This is a genomic window from Georgenia satyanarayanai (assembly GCF_023715365.1).
Classification (GTDB): domain Bacteria; phylum Actinomycetota; class Actinomycetes; order Actinomycetales; family Actinomycetaceae; genus Oceanitalea; species Oceanitalea satyanarayanai_B.
The window spans coordinates 50,130-68,745 of sequence record NZ_JAMBNZ010000007.1; the positions used below are offsets into that span (position 1 = coordinate 50,130).

The 18,616-nt window shown below is 71.6% G+C and carries 12 protein-coding genes; 9 read left to right on the top strand and 3 right to left on the bottom strand.

What is annotated here, in order from left to right; all coding sequences use genetic code 11:
- Nucleotides 1–466 precede the first annotated feature (466 nt).
- The 4 genes from M3148_RS10215 to M3148_RS10230 all read left to right on the top strand — a co-directional run bounded on the left by M3148_RS10215 (nt 467) and on the right by M3148_RS10230 (nt 3,200).
- Nucleotides 467–859: a hypothetical protein gene (locus M3148_RS10215; RefSeq protein ID WP_251304592.1), complete on the top strand. Its 393-nt coding sequence runs from the start codon at nt 467–469 to the stop codon at nt 857–859.
- 139 nt (nt 860–998) lie between these two features.
- Nucleotides 999–1,523 carry a helix-turn-helix domain-containing protein gene (locus M3148_RS10220; RefSeq protein ID WP_251304593.1) on the top strand — a complete coding sequence of 175 codons (525 nt, stop codon included), beginning with the start codon at nt 999–1,001 and terminating at the stop codon, nt 1,521–1,523.
- 12 nt (nt 1,524–1,535) lie between these two features.
- Nucleotides 1,536–2,114: a PIN domain-containing protein gene (locus tag M3148_RS10225; protein ID WP_251304594.1), complete on the top strand. Its 579-nt coding sequence runs from the start codon at nt 1,536–1,538 to the stop codon at nt 2,112–2,114.
- Nucleotides 2,115–2,180: 66 nt separating this feature from the next.
- Nucleotides 2,181–3,200 carry an LLM class flavin-dependent oxidoreductase gene (locus tag M3148_RS10230; protein WP_251304595.1) on the top strand — a complete coding sequence of 340 codons (1,020 nt, stop codon included), beginning with the start codon at nt 2,181–2,183 and terminating at the stop codon, nt 3,198–3,200.
- Here the strand turns inward: M3148_RS10230 and M3148_RS10235 are convergent.
- Nucleotides 3,166–3,798: a class I SAM-dependent methyltransferase gene (locus tag M3148_RS10235; RefSeq protein WP_251304596.1), complete on the bottom strand. Its 633-nt coding sequence runs from the start codon at nt 3,796–3,798 to the stop codon at nt 3,166–3,168. The two genes, M3148_RS10230 and M3148_RS10235, sit on opposite strands and share 35 nt — an antisense overlap.
- A 263-nt stretch (nt 3,799–4,061) precedes the next feature.
- Here M3148_RS10235 and M3148_RS10240 point away from each other — a divergent pair, with 263 nt between their 5' ends.
- Nucleotides 4,062–5,576, top strand: coding sequence for an HNH endonuclease signature motif containing protein (locus M3148_RS10240; RefSeq protein WP_251304597.1), 1,515 nt, complete (start codon nt 4,062–4,064; stop codon nt 5,574–5,576).
- Nucleotides 5,577–5,692: 116 nt separating this feature from the next.
- Here M3148_RS10240 and M3148_RS17925 read toward each other — a convergent pair whose 3' ends face one another.
- Together M3148_RS17925 and M3148_RS10250 are read right to left on the bottom strand one after the other, a co-directional pair.
- The gene (locus tag M3148_RS17925) at nt 5,693–6,778 is read right to left on the bottom strand and encodes a DUF4232 domain-containing protein (protein ID WP_251304598.1); all 1,086 of its coding nucleotides are present in this window, start codon (nt 6,776–6,778) and stop codon (nt 5,693–5,695) included.
- A gap of 210 nt (nt 6,779–6,988) precedes the next feature.
- On the bottom strand, nt 6,989–7,960 hold the full coding sequence (locus M3148_RS10250; protein WP_251304599.1) for a hypothetical protein: 972 nt from the start codon (nt 7,958–7,960) through the stop codon (nt 6,989–6,991).
- A 545-nt stretch (nt 7,961–8,505) separates the two neighbouring features.
- Here M3148_RS10250 and M3148_RS10255 point away from each other — a divergent pair.
- The 4 genes from M3148_RS10255 (at nt 8,506) to M3148_RS10270 (ending at nt 18,376) form a co-directional block, all read left to right on the top strand.
- A complete protein-coding gene (locus tag M3148_RS10255; protein WP_251304600.1) occupies nt 8,506–9,561 on the top strand; it encodes a multicopper oxidase domain-containing protein in 1,056 nt (351 codons plus the stop codon).
- 144 nt (nt 9,562–9,705) lie between these two features.
- A complete protein-coding gene (locus M3148_RS10260) occupies nt 9,706–13,605 on the top strand; it encodes a ThuA domain-containing protein (protein WP_251304601.1) in 3,900 nt (1,299 codons plus the stop codon).
- Nucleotides 13,606–13,686: 81 nt separating this feature from the next.
- Nucleotides 13,687–15,867, top strand: a complete 2,181-nt coding sequence (locus M3148_RS10265; protein WP_251304602.1) for an OmpL47-type beta-barrel domain-containing protein — start codon at nt 13,687–13,689, stop codon at nt 15,865–15,867.
- A 238-nt stretch (nt 15,868–16,105) separates the two neighbouring features.
- Nucleotides 16,106–18,376: a hypothetical protein gene (locus tag M3148_RS10270; RefSeq protein ID WP_251304603.1), complete on the top strand. Its 2,271-nt coding sequence runs from the start codon at nt 16,106–16,108 to the stop codon at nt 18,374–18,376.
- Nucleotides 18,377–18,616: the final 240 nt, after the last annotated feature.

An 18,616-nucleotide genomic window follows, 5' to 3' on the forward strand; every position in this document is an offset into this window, starting at 1 on the left:
CGTAGCGGGTCGGAGGGCGCATGGATGCCGGACGTGCCGTCCTGGACAGGACGGGCAGTGACTCCGCCGCACGTACGGCGTCGTGCGCCAGACCGCGTTCGCCTGTCGGCCAGTCGCTGCCGGGACCCGTGCACGCGGTCCTCGCCCTGCAGCGGTCCGCGGGGAACCGGGCCACGGCGGCGCTGGTCGGCCGGCCGGTGCCGGGACCCGCCGTCGTCGTCGTGGCCCGTCAGATCACCGACGGTGACCGCTCCGGCCCGCGCGACGGCTGCTTCGACCTCCTCTCGGAGATCATCCGGCTGCTGCAGGAGGTGGCCGACCGCCTCCGGCAGGCGGAGGAGGACCGCCACCGGCTGTTCGACTTCCACCGGCGCGTGCAGGACTCCCACCCCGAGCACGGCTCGTGGGACGGCCACCGCGAGGCGTACGAGCGCCGCCGTCAGGACCTGCGCCGCAGGCTCGAGCGGTGGGACAACGACGACGACTGCCGGATGCGCCGCCTGTCCACGGCCGAGCAGGAGGAGCTCAGCGACGGCGCGAGTACGCGGGGCGGCAGTTCCCGGCCCGGCCGGTGCCGTCGATGCGGGAGGCCCATGCGCCGGAGTCGGACCTCGAGGCGGAGGTGCGACGGGGGCTCATCGAGATCGGGGTGCCGGCCTTCGCCGTCGCCGCCCTCGTCGTCCTCGTCATCGCCGCGCTCGCCGACCCGGAGCCCTTCACCAAGCTCGCGCTCATCCTCGGGACGGCGACGGCGGTCGCGCTGCTCGTCCTCTTCGGGCGGGAGGACGACGTGCCTCCGGGTGCGATGGCCGAGGACGGAGCGCCTGCGCCGGCTGAGGGGGTGGCGACGGCCGTGTAGCTCGTTCGCGGCGCATCGCGTCCGTCCGCGACCCGTACCCCAACGTGCGTTCTACGGAGCCGCGCATCACAGTTGGGCAAAGACCGTAGACGCAAGAAACGCAACAGGGTTACGTTGTGGGCGAATGAGGAGTGAAGTGATGCGAACATCTGCGGACACGAAGACGTACCTGCCGAATCAGTCCACGCGCGACCAGGTCGCCAAGATCATCGACTTCATGGCTGCGCGTGAGCGTGCTGGCCACGAGCCGCCCGAGCCCCGCTACTTCCTCGCGGGTGCAGAGGCGGGAGACATGGTCGAGCTGACACCGGACGTCCACGCGATGCTTCGGCAGATCATCGACGCCATCGGACGCGGCCAGGCGGTGACCATCGCGCCGACGAACCACATCCTCACCACCCAGGAGGCAGCCGACATCCTCGGCGTCTCGCGGCCGACTGTCATCAAGCTCCTCGACGGCGGGGAGATCCCCTTCGAGAAGGTCCGCACGCACCGGCGCATCCGCCTCGGGGACCTCCTGGAGTACCGCGAGAACCGTCGAGCCGCACAGTACGCGGCCCTTGCGGCGACGGCGGAGGACGAGCCGGCCGACCCCGACGAGCTGCACGAGTTTCTGCGAGAGGCTCGCCGGACCGTTTCGGAGCGCCGCAGAAGGACTTCCTGAGACGATCGGCGCATGTTCACGGCGCTCCTCGACACGAGCGTGCTGTGGCCGAGCCTCCAGCGGGACTTTCTCCTGTCGCTCGCAATCGAAGGGATGTATCGCGCGGTCTGGTCCGACGCCATCCTCGACGAGCTCGAACGGACCGAGCACGCCAAGCTGATCAGTCGGGGCGCGGACGACACGACCGCGAGCGAACGCTCCCATCGTCTCGTGGAGACCATGCGAACAGCCTTCGACGACGCACTCGTCGAAGGTTGGGAAGCGCTCGAAGGGAGTTTTGGCCTGCCCGACCCTGACGACGAGCACGTTCTCGCGGCAGCCGTCATCGCCGACGCCGGAGCCATCGTGACGAGCAACCTCCGGCACTTCCCGGCTGCGCTGCTTCCGGGCACGATCGAGCCACTCAGCCCGGCCGAGTTCGCGCTCAACACAGTGGCACTCAGCCCGACGAGCGCTCGTCGCGCCATCAGTCAGATCGCCGCCAGGTCGGGGCGACACGGGCCCGAGCTGTCCGAGGGGGACGTGCTCACCGTGCTCGCCGACCGTTACGCCATGCACGAGGCCGTCGAGCTCGTGCGCTCAGCCCTGTAGCCACATCACCGCGCCCAGAGCGCCGGGTCCGCGGAATAGGCCCAGGTCCGCAGCGTTGTCCCGGCCATGAAGAACATCGGCTTCCTCTCCTTCGGCCACTGGACGCCCTCGCCGCAGTCCATGGTGCGTTCCGCCTCCGACGCGCTGCTGCAGTCCATCGACCTGGCGGTCGCCGCCGAGGAGCTCGGGGCCGACGGCGCGTACTTCCGCGTCCACCACTTCGCCCGCCAGCTGGCCTCGCCGTTCCCGCTCCTCGCCGCCGTCGGCGCCCGCACGAGCCGCATCGAGATCGGCACCGGAGTCATCGACATGCGCTACGAGAACCCGCTCTCCATGGCCGAGGACGCCGGCGCCGCCGACCTCATCTCCGGTGGCCGCCTGCAGCTCGGCATCAGCCGCGGCTCACCGGAGCAGGTGGTCCGCGGGTACGAGCACTTCGGTCACGTGCCCGACGACGGCACCTCCGACGCCGACATGGCCCGTTCGCACACGCGCCGGTTCCTCGAGGTGCTCGACGGCGAGGGCTTCGCCGAGCCCAACCCGCGTCCGATGTTCCCCAACCCGCCCGGCCTGCTGCGCATCGAGCCGCACTCCCCCGGGCTGCGCCGTCGGATTTGGTGGGGTGCCGGGTCCCGCGCCACCGCCGAGTGGACCGCTCAGCACGGCATGAACCTCATGAGCTCCACCTTGCTCACCGAGGACACCGGCGTGCCCTTCCACCAGCTCCAGGCCGAGCAGATCCAGCGCTACCGCGACGCGTGGGCCGCCGCCGGGCACAACTGGGAGCCCCGCGTGTCGGTGAGCCGCTCGATCTTCCCGCTCGTCAGCGACCTCGATCGCCAGCTCTTCTGGCGCGACACCCACTCCACCGACCAGGTCGGGCGGCTGGAGGGTGGGCTCGCGCGGTTCGGGAAGTCCTACGCCGGTGAGCCGGACACGCTGGTCGAGGAGCTCGCCGAGGACGAGGCGATCGCCGCCGCGGACACGCTGCTGCTCACGGTGCCGAACCAGCTGGGCGTGGAGTACAACGCCCACGTCATCGAGAGCGTCCTCACGCACCTCGCGCCGGCGCTCGGCTGGCGGTAGCGCGGCGCTCGGCGACGAGTAGAGCGTAGGGGCGCGTGCCGGGGGTGGTACGGGTGCGCGTCTCAACGACCGTGAAGCCCGCCTGTGCCACGCGGCGACCGAGCCCGTCGACGGACCAGAGGTACGCCGTCGTGATCGCGTGGTCGAAGGGCTCGTGGTCCGGCCCGACGAAGAAGCCGAGCGCGAGGCTGCCGCCTTGTCGCAGGCAGCGGGCGAGCTCGCTGAGCGGGGCGTCGATGTCGCGCGGGTCGGTGTGGATGAGGGAGAACCAGGCGAGGATCCCGCCGAGGCTGCCGTCGGGGACGCCGAGGTCCTCCGCCCGTCCGGTCCGGTAGCGCGCGCCGGGGTAACGGGTGCGGGCGTCCGCGAGGAAGGACTCGACAGGGTCGACGCCCTCGATGTCGATGCCCCGGTGGTGGAGGAAGCTCGTCCACTGGCCGGGGCCACAGCCCACGTCGAGTATCGGGCCGTCGACGGCGCGCGCCCAGGCGAGCAGGGCGTCCCGGTCGCGCTCGGTCGCGTGCTCGATCTTGCCGACGGCGTCGACGTACTCGCCCGCACGCCCGGAGTACGCCTCGCGGACCTCGTCGAAGGACACGCGGTGCACCTTACGCAACTGGCGGCACCGACCGGGGGCCGACCGATGTCAGTGGTCGTTGGGACGATGTGACCGGGAGCACAACGACGGTCGAGGAGGTGGGTGCAGTGGTCACGGACATGGTCGACGGCGCGGGCCCGGCATCCACGTTGTCTCTGGCGGCGCTGTCCACGGCCCGGTCAGCGACACGCCGTCGAATGTCAGTGCTCACTGAGACGATGTGACCAGCAGCACACGAAGGCTCGAAAGAGGGGGTGGGGACAGTGGCCGTAGAAGTCGCCGACGGCGCAGCGTCCCCGCCCGAGCACGCGTGGCAGTCCACCGACCCGGTCGAGCGGCTGAGCGCCATGCTCGTCGCGGCCGGCGGCATCGCGGGGACGGACTGGCACGAGGTCGACGGTCACCGGCTCCACGAGGCGCTCGGCACGATGGTGCAGCTGGTGCGGGTCCTGTCCGGGACGCAGGCGCAGATGCTGTCCACGATCGAGGCGAACGGGCTGTGGGCGTTGGACGGGCAGCGGACCTTCGCCGCGTGGCTGCGTACGCAGACCGACGCGACCGCCCAGAGTGCGTCGCGGCAGGTGCGTCACGCCCGTGCGCTGCGGGACCTGCTGCCCCTGTCGCGGGCGGCGCTGGCGCAGGGGCGGATCAGTGAGGAGCATGTGGGCGTCCTGGTGCGCGGGGCGACCGCCACGGACCGGTTGCGGGTCCAGCTGTCCGACGACCAGGCCGGTGAGGCGTTCCTGGTGGAGCAGGCTCAGCGGATGGACGCCGGGTCCTTCGCCAAGCTCGTGAGCCACTGGGCGATCGCTGCCGACCCCGAGGCCGCCGACCGTGCCTGGCGCGAGGACGGCGCCAAGGAACAGCTGACCCTCTCGCGGACCATGGACGGCTACCACTTGAACGGGTGGCTGGATGAGCTGTCGGGGCAGAGCGTGGACACCGCGCTGCGGGCGCACATGGGCCGCAAGGCCAAGGGTGATGAGCGCACCCCGGCCCAGCGCCGGGCGGCGGCGCTGACGTCGCTGGCGCGGCAGTCACTGGACGCCGGTGAGCAGGGCAAGGGTGCCCGCATCCGGCCCCACGTGAGCGTCACCGCCGACATCGAGACCCTGCGCGCCCTCGCTGGGGCCACCGGCTCACCCCGCCCGCCCGTCACAGCCGGTGGGCGGGAGCACGAGCCGGGCGGTGAGCTCGGCTTCTGGGAAGAGGCCCTGTTCACCGCACCCGGCGGCCCCCGCGACCCCAGCCGTAGCGCGCAGGATCCGTTCACGCTGTCCCCGCAGGCGCAGGCCTGGATGGACGCCTGGCAGCCCGGTGACACCCACGTCATCTCCACCGCCATCGACCCCCGAGCGGTGACCGGCATCAAGCCGGCCACCCTGGAGGACGGCACCCCCATCCCGCCGGCCATGCTGGCAAGGCTGGTGTGCGAGTCCTCGCTGTCCCGGGTGGTGTTCGGACCGGACTCCACCGTCCTGGACGTGGGACGGGAGCAGCGGATCTTCCCCGCCCACATGGTCCGCGCGATCATCGCCCGGGACAAGACGTGCCAGTACCCCGACTGCGACCAACCACCCGGGGCCGGGGAGATCCACCACTCCCTGCAGTGGTACCGCGACGGCGGAGACACCTGCGTGGAGCACGGCATCCTGCTGTGCTGGCACCACCACGACTGGGTCCACGCCTACGGCACCACCATCGTCCGCGCCGCAGGACGCTGGCACTTCTACACCCGCCACGGCCAGCTCATCACCGCCAAGCACGAACAGACCTAGAAACCCCAGGGGACAGCCCTGCCCACCGCCAGGTCGGGCGAGGGGGTGCGCTCAGCCGTGCTTGCGCCGGTGGATCGGCAGGAGCCGCGGGTTCTTGGGGAACCATCCGCGACGCGTCAGTCCGCCGCGAGCTCCCACGCCGTCACCGAGACCGTGCCGCCCGTGATGTCGGTGTCGACCTCGACCATCTCCCGCCTGCCGCCGTGGTACCCCGCCACGTGCAGCCAGTCGGCCGGCTCGGCACTCGAGGCCGCGGGCGCGCGCCACCCCAGGACGGTGACCGCACGCTCCCCCGGCGCGAGCTCGATGCGGCGCAACCCGGGGTCCTCCACCACGGTGTCCCCTCCGAAGTCGACCTCGACGTCGACGGCGCCGGTGCGCGTGGCACCGAGGGCGATGTCGGGGTAGCCCTCGAGCACGCAGGCGGCGTCCGCCACGTTGGTGGCGTGGACGGGCATGGCGCGCACGCCGAGCGCCGCGTCGACCGGGCCCGCGGTGAACTCGAGCTGGCCGCTCGTGCACCACAGCGGGTCGACCTGCCACTCCCCCGGCGCCACCTCGGGCACCGGGGTGCCCGTCGGCACCGGCTCGGGCTCGGGCGCGGCCGGGATGGCCGCCTGCCGGGCGGCATCGGCCATCGGGGATGCCACGGCCGTGGCGACCCCGGCGGCGACGAGGACGAGCGCCCCGGCGGCGACGAGCCCAGCTCGCGAGCGCACGGCGGCGTCATCGGTGTCGAGGGCGCGGGCGAGCAGCGCGGGCAGCCAGCCCCACAGCAGCCCCCAGTGCGCTCCCGTCACGAGGTAGGTCCCGGCGAGGCCGGACGGCATGCGCCCCTCGACGAGCGCCCCGACCACGGCGGCGACGAAGGGGATCGCGGCCGTCACCGCCCCGGCGACGACGGCGCACATCCAGTACGCGGCGAGCGTCGTGAGGACGGGCGCCTCCCGCCGTCGGGCGCGGACGAGGGCGAGCGTGGCGGCGTGGGCGCCGGCGACGGCGAGGGCCGACAGCCCGGCGAGGACGGCGGGCCACGGCGCGGGCGCCAGGAGCTGGCCGACCGGCACGGTCTCGGGCGCGAGGAGGTCGAGGACGCGGAGGAGGAAGCCGGGCGCCGCCCGGCTCCGCCACTCGATGACGCCGGAGACGAGCCACAGCGCAGCAGCGAGGAGGGCGGGCAGCCATGCCCGGAGAAGTCGCACGGTGCGAGGCTAGCCGGACACCGGGCCGGGGCAGACCGGTTCACGGCCGCGGACGCGCCTGTGCCGGGAACCGGCCGCGCGCGTGCACGACCACGGCCCCGGACGCGCCTGTGCCGGGAACCGGCCGCGCGCGTGCACGACCAGCCCCGGACACGCCTGTGCCGGGAACCGGCCGCGCGCGTGCACGACCAGCCCCCGGCACGGGGTCGGTCAGAGGTTCGCGGGACCGGCCTGCTCGGCGCCGGCCTCGGCCTTGGCCAGACGCTCGCTGCGCAGCTGCTCGAGCACCTCGCGCTCGGCGCCGGACTCGGCGGCGGGTGCCTCGAGCTGCATCCGCATGCGCTGCTGCGCCTGCTCGGCGAACTGGCCACGGAGCTCGCCGCGGATGCGGTTGTCGCTCTGGGCGACGGACTCGTTGCCCGTGCCGTCGAGGTTGCCGCGGACGATGTTGCCGGAGACCTGGACGTGGCCGGTGGTGCCGGCGACCGTCACGTTGCCGCCCCACACGCTCGTGCCGAGCTCGCACTCACCGAGCGCGCCGCCGGCACCGAGCTGGACGCCCTCGCCGTTGCTCGCGAAGGTGGCGTGCCCATCGACCTCGCTGCCACAGACCAGCGCACCGAAGTCGGTGCCGGTGACCGTGAGGGCACCGCCGACCACGGTGTCGAGGATGTCCGTGTACTGGGTGTCGCTCGTCTCGACCGCGCGGCCCGCGACGGTGCTCTCGAGGAGGACCGATCCGCCTGTGGCCACGACGCGGCCGGCGAAGTCGGCCTCGTAGGTCCACAGGAAGGAGTCGGGGTTGACGTCGGCGTTGGCCGTGTAGGCGTTCGCCGTCGTGTAGTCGAGGTAGACGCCGTAGGCGCCGCGGTTGACGACGTTGCCCGTGACGGTGGAGTTGACGAGGTCGAGGTAGCCCTCGCTCTGGACGGTGACGTTGCCGTTGACCGTGAGGCCGTCGGCGACGAGGTCGGCACCGGCGGCCACCCGCACGTTGCCGTTGATGACCGTGTCCTCGAGCGAGCAGGCGTCGCCCGCGCGGACGACGAGGTCACCGGGAACGGTGACACCGCCCGCCTCGCCGTCGCAGGAGGTGGTCAGCGCTGCCTGCGCGGGCGCGATTACCCCGAACCCGGCGAGCGCCAGTCCCCCGATGAGGACCGTGGTCATTCTCTTACGCATGGTTTCTCCTTGTGAGGTGACATTCCCCGGCACAGCGACGACGGCGTCGGCGGCCTGCGCACGGAGGCGGTGGATGGCGAGGGTGGCACCGGCTCGTCACAGCTGCGCGCGGCGAGACGCCGGTACCTCCACGCTCGCGCCCGGGATCGGGCGGGGCACTGCCGGTGCGGGCACCGGGACGTGCGACGAGCGCGACTTTCGTGACTCCATCTGTCACTCCTGCCCTCTTGACGACATCACTGTCGGGGCAACCCCCAGGAGGGAGTCAATCGTCTCTGCGCCGAACTGGCAAGCCCCTTTAGAAAATTGACGCACAAAAGTTGATGCGACAACCCGGCTCCGTCTGTGCGTTCGCAATTGACGTTTCATCTTTTGCTTGACGTACGCCAGAAGTCCGTCTAGAGTCATGGCGTTTGGTGATATGCCTCACGCCTCGGTAGTCGCAACGACGCGCACGCTCCAGCTGCGCACGCGTCGTCGTCGGGGGGTCCTGCCGGCGAGGTGCGTACGGCCGAGGTGTCTGTCGAGACGACGGGAGCCTCCACATGACAGACACGTCCACTCCGCGCACCGACGGTGCACTCTCACGCCGCAGCGTCCTCGCCGGAGCCGCTGCCGCAATGTTCGTCCCGGCCTCCGTGGCCGCCCTCGGGTCCACCGCGGGCGCCGCTCCGGCGGTCGCGACGGGCCGCGGCATGACAGCCGCCGCCGCCGGTTCGCCCGCCACCGCACGCGCCACGGCGGGCACCGTCCACAAGATCACGATGTACGTCGAGGACCTCGGCAACGGGCAGACCGGCTACGGCCTGGAGCCCGGCAAGGCGACGATCCCCGGGCCGCTCCTCGAGATGTACGAGGGCGACACGATGGAGATCACCCTCGTCAACACGACCGACCGTGACGTCTCCATCCACCCCCACGGCGTGCTCTACGACGTCAACTCCGACGGGTCCCCGTTCAACAGGTCCTACAACGGACCGGGCGAGACGCGCACCTACGTCTGGCGCACCACCGGGGAGAGGTCGCTGGGCCGCTGGGCTCGCCCGGGCACCGCGGGCTACTGGCACTACCACGACCACGCGATGGGCACCCCGCACGGCACGGGCGGCGTCGCCGCCGGGCTCTACGGGGGACTCATCGTCCGCCGGCAGGGCGACATCCTCCCCGACCGTCAGTTCACGATGGTCTTCAACGGGATGCTCATCAACAACAAGCTCGCGCCGAACACCCCGATGTTCGAGGCCAACCACGGCGAGACGGTCGAGTTCATCTGCATCGGCCACGGCGACATGTTCCACACCTTCCACCTGCACGCCCACCGCTGGGCCAACACCCGCACGGGCTACCTCGAGGGCCCGCGGGACTCGAGCCAGATCATCGACAACCGCGACCTCAACGGCGGTGACTCCTTCGGCTTCCAGGTGATCGCCGGCGAGGACGTCGGCCCGGGCGCGTGGATGTACCACTGCCACGTCCAGTTCCACTCCGACGCCGGCATGTCCGGCATCTTCCTCGTTCGCAACGCGGACGGGAGCATGCCCGACGGCGCGCAGGAGTCCATCGACTGGTTCCACAACCACGAAGGGAGCGGCCACCACTGACATCGGCGGCCACGGCACCGACGCCCGGCCGCACCCGTTCGTCACACAGGGGGAGAATTGACCACGACACACCCACGCCCGTCCACAGCCGGACGGGCACAGCGGCTCCGGAAGGCCGGAGTCCTCAGCGCGAGCGCGGCACTCATGCTCACGATGTCCGCCGGTCCCGCGCTTGCCACACCAGGTGGTGGGAGCACAGCAGCTTCCGCCGTCGCCAAGAATCGCGCCGCCCAGACGGCCGCGGACGTCAACGTCCTCGTGTTCCACGGGGACCCCGAGGCCCAGGACGACCCCGTCCTTCAGGCCGCTGCCGCGATCGAGGAGCTCGGCGCCGAGAACGACTTCGACGTCACCGTCTCCAGCGACCCGGCCGACTTCACCGACGAGAACCTCGACTCCTACCGTGGAGTCGTCTTCCTCTCCGCCGACGGCACCGAGCTCGACGGCGCCCAGGAGGGCGCCCTGCAGGACTTCGTCAACGACGGCGGAGGCTTCCTCGGGGTGCGCGACGCCGTCAAGGCCCAGCCCGAGTCCCAGTGGTTCACCGGGCTCCTCGGCGCCCGCACCGCCGGTGCCCGTGCCACGCCGGAGGAGGTCGCCACCATCTCGGCGACCGGCCAGCAGCCCAACAACGAGCGCGCCGTCAACCTCATCGACGACGACCCGAGCACCAAGTGGCTCTCCTTCGCAAGCACCGCGACGATCTCCCTCGCGCTCGTCGAGCCCGCCGTCGTGACGAACTACGTCATGACCTCGGCCAACGACTTCGTCGGGCGCGACCCGGCCACGTGGACGCTGCGCGGCTCCGTCGACGGCGAGACGTGGGTGGACCTCGACGCTCGCAGCGACGACTTCCCTCAGCGCTTCCAGCGCAAGACCTACGAGTTCGACAACGACGTGGCCTACCAGTACTTCCAGCTGGACATCACGGCGAACAAGGGCGAGTCCGCGACCCAGCTCGCCGACCTGCTCCTGTTCACCGACGAGTCGATCGACCCACCCGTCGTCGAGATCCCGGTGAACGAGGCGACCGTCAACGTCGTCGACCGTCAGCACCCGGCCAACGAGGGCCTGCCGCTGAACTGGACCCGCTCGGACAAGTGGCTCAACTGGGACACCAACCCGATCGGTGAGGTCCACACCGTGGCCCAGGTCCAGGAGTGGGACTACGACGCCGGCGACACCGCCAACGGCCCGTTCCACCCCATCTCCTGGTGCCGTGACTACGACGGTGGCCGCTCGTTCTACACCGGCATGGGCGGCACCGCCGGCAGCTGGGACGAGGACGGGTTCCGCAGCCACGTGCTCGGTGCCATCCAGTGGTCCGCCGGCCTCGTGCGCGGGGACTGCCAGGCCACGATCGGCGACAACTACGAGATCGAGCGCCTCACGACGCCGAACACGCCCGGCACGCTCGACCAGATCGGCGAGTCCCACGGGGTGAGCATCGCCGAGGACGGCACGGTCTTCTACATCGGCCGCGGCGCCTGCCCGACCGGTGCCATCCCCTCGTGGGAGTCGGAGAACGTGGGCCTGGGCTGCGGCAGCATCCACCAGTACGACCCGGAGACCGACGAGGTCACCCTGCTCACCGTGCTGGACGTCTTCGGCAACCGCGGCAGCGGCGGGGAGCTCGTGAAGTCCGAGGAGGGCCTCCTGGGGCTCGAGCCGGACCCGAACTTCGCCGAGAACAACTGGCTCTACGTCTACTGGATGCCCTACGACTCCATCGACACGGAGAACCGGGTCGGCATGCGGACCGTCTCACGCTTCACCTACGACCCGCAGACCCCGGGCATCGACCAGGACACCCGGGTGGACCTGCTCGAGTGGGAGACGCAGATCCACAGCTGCTGCCACGCGGGCGGCGGCATGGACTTCGACGACGACGGCAACCTCTACGTCTCGACGGGTGACTCCAACTCCTCCCAGGGCTCGGACGGCTACTCCGGGAACAACTGGACCCAGGACTACAAGGGCCTGTCCTTCCAGGACGCCCGCCGCACGTCGGGCAACACCAACGACCTCAACGGCAAGATCCTGCGGATCCACCCCGAGGAGGACGGCACGTACACGATCCCCGAGGGCAACCTCTTCACCGGGGACGAGGGCAACGGGGACCAGGCCCGCCCGGAGATCTACGTCATGGGCGTGCGCAACCCCTCGCGCATCCAGATCGACCCGGACACGGACTGGCTGACCGCCGCCTGGGTGGGGCCGGACGCCTTCGGTCCCGACCCCGAGCTCGGCCCGGCCAAGTACGAGACGGCCACGATCATCACCTCGGCCGGGAACCAGGGCTGGCCCTACTGCATGGGCAACCGTCAGCCCTACCGCGACCGGAGCAACGAGGACGCCAGTGTCCTCACCGACTGGTACGACTGCGACAACCTGGAGAACACCTCGCCGCGCAACACCGGCCTGGTGGACATCCCCGACGCCCGGGACAACATGATCTGGTACGCCCCCGGTGGCGGTGGCCCGGTCTTCCCGCGTGACGAGAACGGCGTCCCCAGCTACGAGGAGGACGAGGTCACCTACACCCAGCCCTACCTGCGCGGTGGTGGCCAGGCCGTCATGTCCGGCCCGACCTACCGCACCTCCCAGGTGAACCCCGACAGCGACATCGCCTGGCCGGAGTACTGGGAGGGCAAGTGGCTGATCGGTGACCAGTCCAACTCCAACAACCGGGTGGCCATCACGGCCGACCCGGAGGGCGTGGACGAGCAGGCTCCCCCGGCCTTCGCCGAGGACCTGCGCCACATCATCCGCGCCGGCGGCGGCAGCAACCAGCTGCAGAGCTGGATGGACGCCTCGTTCGGTCCGGACGGCGCGCTGTACCTGCTCGACTACGGCAGCGCGTTCTTCACCCTGCACGAGAACCAGAAGCTCATCCGCATCGCCTACACCGGTGGCCCGGCGACCCCGGCGCCCACCGCGCACGCGGCGAGCGTCCAGAGCAGCCCGCTGACCGTCCAGTTCACCGGCTCCCGCTCCGGCGGCGTGTCGTGGCACTGGGACTTCGGGGACGGCACGACGTCCACCGAGGCCGACCCGCAGCACACCTACGACCGGGTCGAGGACTACACCGCCACCCTCACCGTCACCTACGCGGACGGCACGACGGAGACGGTGGAGACCGCCGTCGCCATCGAGTGCGCCGTCCCGGACGCGCGGGACACGGTGTGGATCGGTGAGGTCGACACGGGCGTCGCGAACGACGACCTCGGTGGCTGCACCATCGCCGACCTCATCAACGACGAGGGCCAGTGGGACACCCACGGCGCGTTCATCCGCCACGTCAACGAGCTGGTCCGCCAGCTCAAGAACGACAAGGTCATCACCGGCCGCGAGGGTGCCCAGCTGAGCAGCGGGGCCACCCGCTCCGACGTCGGGCGGCCGGGTCAGACCGGCTACCGCTGGCTCTTCGACGGGACGTCCGCGTCCCTGGACAACTGGCGCCAGGCACCGGGCGGCAGCTTCGAGCTCCTGCCGGGCGGGTCGATCCTGTCCCGCGGCGGCCTGGGGATGCTGTGGTACGAGGCCGAGGAGTTCTCCGACTTCTCCCTCAAGCTGCAGTTCCGTGACGTGTCCGAGGGCAACACCTACGCCAACAGCGGCGTGTTCGTCCGCTTCCCGGACCCGACTGCCGCCGAGCAGCCGGAGTGCGGCCAGGGCCAGTCCGAGGCCTGGGTCGCGATCAACTGCGGTCACGAGATCCAGATCTACGACGGTCCCTCCGGTGAGCCCCAGAAGACGGGGTCGGTGTACAACTTCGCACCGAACACCCTCGAGGAGGCCGGCGTGACCGAGCGGGGCGTGTGGAACGACTACGAGATCCGCGTCGTCGGCCAGCAGTACACGATCATCCGCAACGGCGAGGTCATCAACGAGTGGGAGAACACGCCGGGGCAGGAGTCCTCGCGCGCAGGTGACCCGCCCACCGACCTGCGCCAGTTCGCCAGTGGGTTCATCGGCCTGCAGAACCACGGCAACAACGACCTCATGGAGTTCCGCAACGTCCGTGTGCGGGACCTGTCCTAGGTCGCCTCGGACCGGTGCGGCGGGCACGTCCCGCCGCACCGGTCCACCCCTCGCAGCACACCCGGAAGGTTCAACCACCCCATGTCCCAGCTCGCCTCCCCACCCCGCCCCAGGACGCAGCGCCAGAGCACCCTCCGCCGGCTCGTCGTCGCGCTCCTCGCCGCGCTGACCGGGCTCACCCTCGTCCCCACGACCGCCGGGGCCGCTGACCAGACGCTCACCTGGACCGCCGGCAACAGCGTCACCGCGTACCTCACCCAACCCAAGACCGCCGTCGCCGGGACGGCGACGATCATCTTCGAGAACAGCCGGGCCACCGGGAACACGACCGGCATGCCCCACACCCTCACCTTCGACACCTCGACCCCGGGCTACAACCACGACGTCGACCTCAACATCGTCGCCAACCCCTTCGACGCGAAGGGCGGCTACTACGAGGTCGAGGTCACCCTCACGCCCGGCACCTACCGCTTCTTCTGCGCGATCCCCGGCCACGGCCCCATGTGGGGCGAGCTCGTCGTCACCGGTGACGGTGGGGAGCCGGACCCGGACACGACCGCACCGACGGTGACGGCCGACGTCACCGGCGAGCAGGACGACGACGGCGCGTACGTCGGGTCCGCGACGGTCACCCTCGACGCCACCGACGAGGACGGCGGCTCCGGCGTCGACACCGTCGAGTACAGCCTCGACGGCGGTGCCTACGCCCCGTACTCCGCGCCGCTCCAGGTGAGCGAGCCGGGTGCGCACACGGTGGACTACCGGGCCACCGACGTCGCCGGCAACACCGCCGAGGGGTCGGTGAGCTTCACGGTCGTCGAGCCCGACGTCGAGCCCGAGCCGGACACGACCGCCCCCACCGTCACCGCCGAGGTGACCGGTGAGCAGGACGACGACGGCGCGTACGTCGGGTCCGCGACGGTCACCCTCAACGCCGCCGACGAGGAGGGCGGCTCCGGCGTCGACACCGTCGAGTACTCGCTCGACGGCGGGGAGTACGCCGCCTACACCGCACCCCTCGTGGTGAGCGAGCCGGGTGCGCACACCGTGGACTACCGGGCCACCGACGTCGCCGGCAACACCGCAGAGGGCAGCGTGAGCTTCACCGTGGCCGACGAGGTCGTCGAGCCCGAGCCGGACACCACCGCGCCCGAGGTGACGGCCGGCGTCACCGGCGAGCAGGACGAGGACGGCGCCTACGTCGGCGCGGCCACCGTGACGATCGCCGCTGCCGACGAGGAGGGCGGGTCCGGCCTCGGGATGGTCGAGTACTCCCTCGACGGTGCTGCGTTCACGCACTACCACTCGCCCGTCACCGTCACCGAGCCCGGGGCGCACACGGTCGACTACCGGGCGAGCGACCTCGCCGGGAACGTGGGCGAGGGCAGCGTGAGCTTCACGGTCGTCGAGGCCGACGTCGAGCCCGAGCCCGACGTCACCGCCCCCGAGCTGACCGTCGAGGTCACCGGTGAGCAGGACGAGGACGGCGCCTACGTCGGCTTCGCCACCGTGCTGATCACCGCCACCGACGAGGAGGGTGGCTCCGGCGTCGCGAGCGTCGAGTACTCGCTCGACGGCGCTGCGTACACCGCCTACACCGAGCCGGTCGTCGTGACCGAGCCCGGTGCACACACGGTCGACTACCGCGCCACGGACGCGGCCGGCAACACCGCCGAGGGCAGTGTGAGCCTCACCGTGGTGGACGAGGTCGTCGAGCCCGAGCCGGACGAGACGGCCCCCGAGGTCTCCGCCACGGTGACTGGCGAGCAGGATGAGGACGGCGCCTACATCGGCTCCGCGGCCGTCAGCATCACCGCGACCGACGAGGACGGCGGCTCCGGGGTCGACATCGTCGAGTACGCCCTCGACGGTGGTGACTTCACCACCTACGCCGAGCCTCTCGTGGTGACCGAGCCGGGCGCGCACACGGTCGACTACCGGGCCACCGACGTCGCCGGCAACACCGCCGAGGGCACGGTGAGCTTCACCGTGGTCGAGGCGGAGGAGCCGGAGCCGGGCGAGTGCACCGACACCCGCGCGACCGTCGTCATCGACGGCTTCGACACCGGGGTGGCCAACGCCGAGACCGAGGGCGGCTGCCTCAGCGACCTCGTCGACGAGGACGGTGACTACGCCACCCGTGGCGCCTTCGTCCGCCACGTCGGTGACGTCCTGCGCCCGCACGTCGCCGACGGCGTGCTCACCGCCCGCGAGCTCAGCACGATCCTGCGCGCCGCCGCCCGCAGCACCATCGGCGCATAGCTCAGCCCCACCCAGTACCCCCCAACGCCGAGAGCCGGATTCCTCCCCCGGAGGGATCCGGCTCTCGGCATGTGCGGGGCTCTCCCGCCGTGTGGGGCAACGTCCCTGTCGCCGACAACAGGATCTTTCCCGCCGCCGGGCGCCTGCCCCCTCCCTTCGGTTATCCACAGGTCCGTCCCGTACCCCGCGAGACGCAGGTCAGCGATGGGATGCTCCGCGGGAAGAGATCGGGGGATCCATGACAGCGACGACGCGTGTCCGGGCCGGTGCCGCCGTAGCGGCCGCGGCGCTCCTGCTTACGGGCTGCAGCAGCGGCGACGAGGAGCGTGAGCCCTCCCTCGAGGAACGGATCACCTTCGAGGAGGTCGCGTTGCCGGAGTCGCTGGTCAGCACCTCGAGGCGGGTCGGCCAGTGGTCGACCGTCCCCCAGTCCGGCGACCGGCCGCGGCTGGCCGTCACGACCGTCGCCCACGGCCGGGCCGACGAGGCGAACGTCAGCATCTGGGAGGCCAGCGGCGTCGACGCGCTCACGGAGCAGGCCGAGGTCCCGGTCCCGGGCGACGTCGGCACTGCCCGGGTCGGCTCGGACGCTGCCCTCACCGCGATCGCCGGGAGCTCCGCCGTCGACGGCATGCTGCGGACCTTCCTCCTCACCTCCACCGACCGCACCACGTGGGAGGCGGTCGACCTCGACGAGGAGGTCACCGCCCTCGCTGCCTCACACGTCGCCGTGAGCGACGGACGCGTCTACCTCCTCGGTGCCGGCGCGACGGGACACGTGCCCCGCGTCGTCGTCCTCGACACTGCCACCGGAGACACCGCCATCACCATCCTGCCGGCCCCCACGGACGGTGAGGCGCTCGCCGTGTCGGGCCTGTCCGCCGTCGGCGACCGCGTCCTGGCGATCACGGCGGTCGGCCCGGGAGGCGACGTCACGGCGCCGCGGGCCCACGTGTCCGAGGACCACGGGGCGTCCTTCGACACGGTCGAGATGGGCCCGGACACCTTCGGGATCAGCGGCGTCGTCGCCGCGGGCGACACCTTCGTCGCCACCGGGTCGGTGCGCACCGCCGGGTACACGAAGCCGGCGTCGTGGTCGTCGGCGGACGGCCGCTCGTGGGCCGTCGACGACATCGTCTCGCTGTGGGAGTGGGACCCCGACCGGTGGGCGAGCGAGCGCGCCGACGTGTGGTTCACCGAGCCCACCTACGACCCGGAGGGCGCCACCGTCGCAGCCGCGATGCTCAACGAGGCGTCGCTCCGGGTCGGCGTCGCCCGGCGTGACGCCGCCGGTTCCTGGGGCGGTGTCCTGTACAGCCCGTCGCTCGGCTTCGACCCGTGGGCGCTGCCCATGCAGCTGGGTGACCGCATCGCGCTGCTGAGCAGCGTCAACGGCGGCTCGGCAGCCGAGGTCATCGTCGACGTCGAGACCACCGCCGATCGGAAGGAGACACAGCTCGTCTCCTACGCGACCGAGCCGGACGGCCTCGCCTTTGCCGACCTCGGGGACCGGCTCGGTGTCGCGGCGAGCACCACCGCGCACATCGAGGAGCCGGACACGTGGCGGGTCGTCTCGAGGAGCACGCTGCTGACCTTCTCCCCCACCGAGGGCCTCGTCCCGTCCGCGTGGGGCCCGGAGGACCTCCCTGAGGAGTCCAGACCCATCGTCGTGACCGACGCACGCACGGGTCGCTCGACGCTCGTGACCAGCCACTGGTCGGGCGACCGCTTCGTCACGGCGACCTGGAGCCGGAACGACGACGGCGTCTGGGAGCGAGGCCGCACGATCGACGCGGCCCCGGGCCAGGTCCCGACCGCGCTGGCCGCCACGGAGGACGGCTGGCTCCTCGCCCTCCGGGCCGACCACGAGCCCGCCGGCACCCTCGTCCGACGCGCCGAGATGTGGGCCTCGCCCGACGGCAAGGAGTGGACGCGCCAGGACGGCGAGCTCTCCTTTCCCGACGGCCAGGGCTCCGTCGTCCACGCCATCTGCGAGTCGCCCCTCGGTCCCGTCGCAGTGGGGTCCATGGACGACGCCGAGGGGCACGCACGCGCCACCGCCTGGCGGTGGGCCGATGACGCGTGGGCACCGTCGGTGCTGGCGGACGCGATCGCGGGGTCCCGGCTCGACAGCTGCGTCAGCGACGACGACGGCGTCATGGTCTTCGGCAGCGACGGCGCGGCTTCGCGCTCGTGGACCTCAGCGGACCTGTCGACCTTCAGCGGTGTCCACGCGCTGGGTGAGGGGCTGCACCGGGGGGCGGTGGTCCCACTGGCCGACGGGTACGCGGCCGGCGGGACGGTGCGGACGGAGACGTACGTCGGTCCGGTGCTGTGGCTGTCGGCGGACGCCCGGGAGTGGTCGTGGGTGCCGCTTCCCGTCTCGACGTCCAGCGGAACCGCTCCGGTCGTGGCCGAGTCGGGTAGCGACCTGCTCGTGCTGCACCCGGGTCTGCTCCGCGCCTGGCGCGTCCCCGACGTCACCGCCCTCCTCGCGCCGGCGGAATGAGAGGCTGACGGGCCGCGCTGCCGGAGGAATCCGGCGCTCGGCGTATGTGCCTCCCCCCTTCGCGGGTGCCTCACCCCTGGCCGAGAGCCGGATTCCTCCCCCCTTCGCGGGTGCCTCACCCCTACGCCGAGAGCCGGATTCCTCAGCGGAGGAATCCGGCGCTCGGCGTTGGTGGGCCGCTCCGTCCCGGTGTTCACGGGACCTCCACGTGCAGACCTCGCCGGTGTCGGTGGGCAGGCG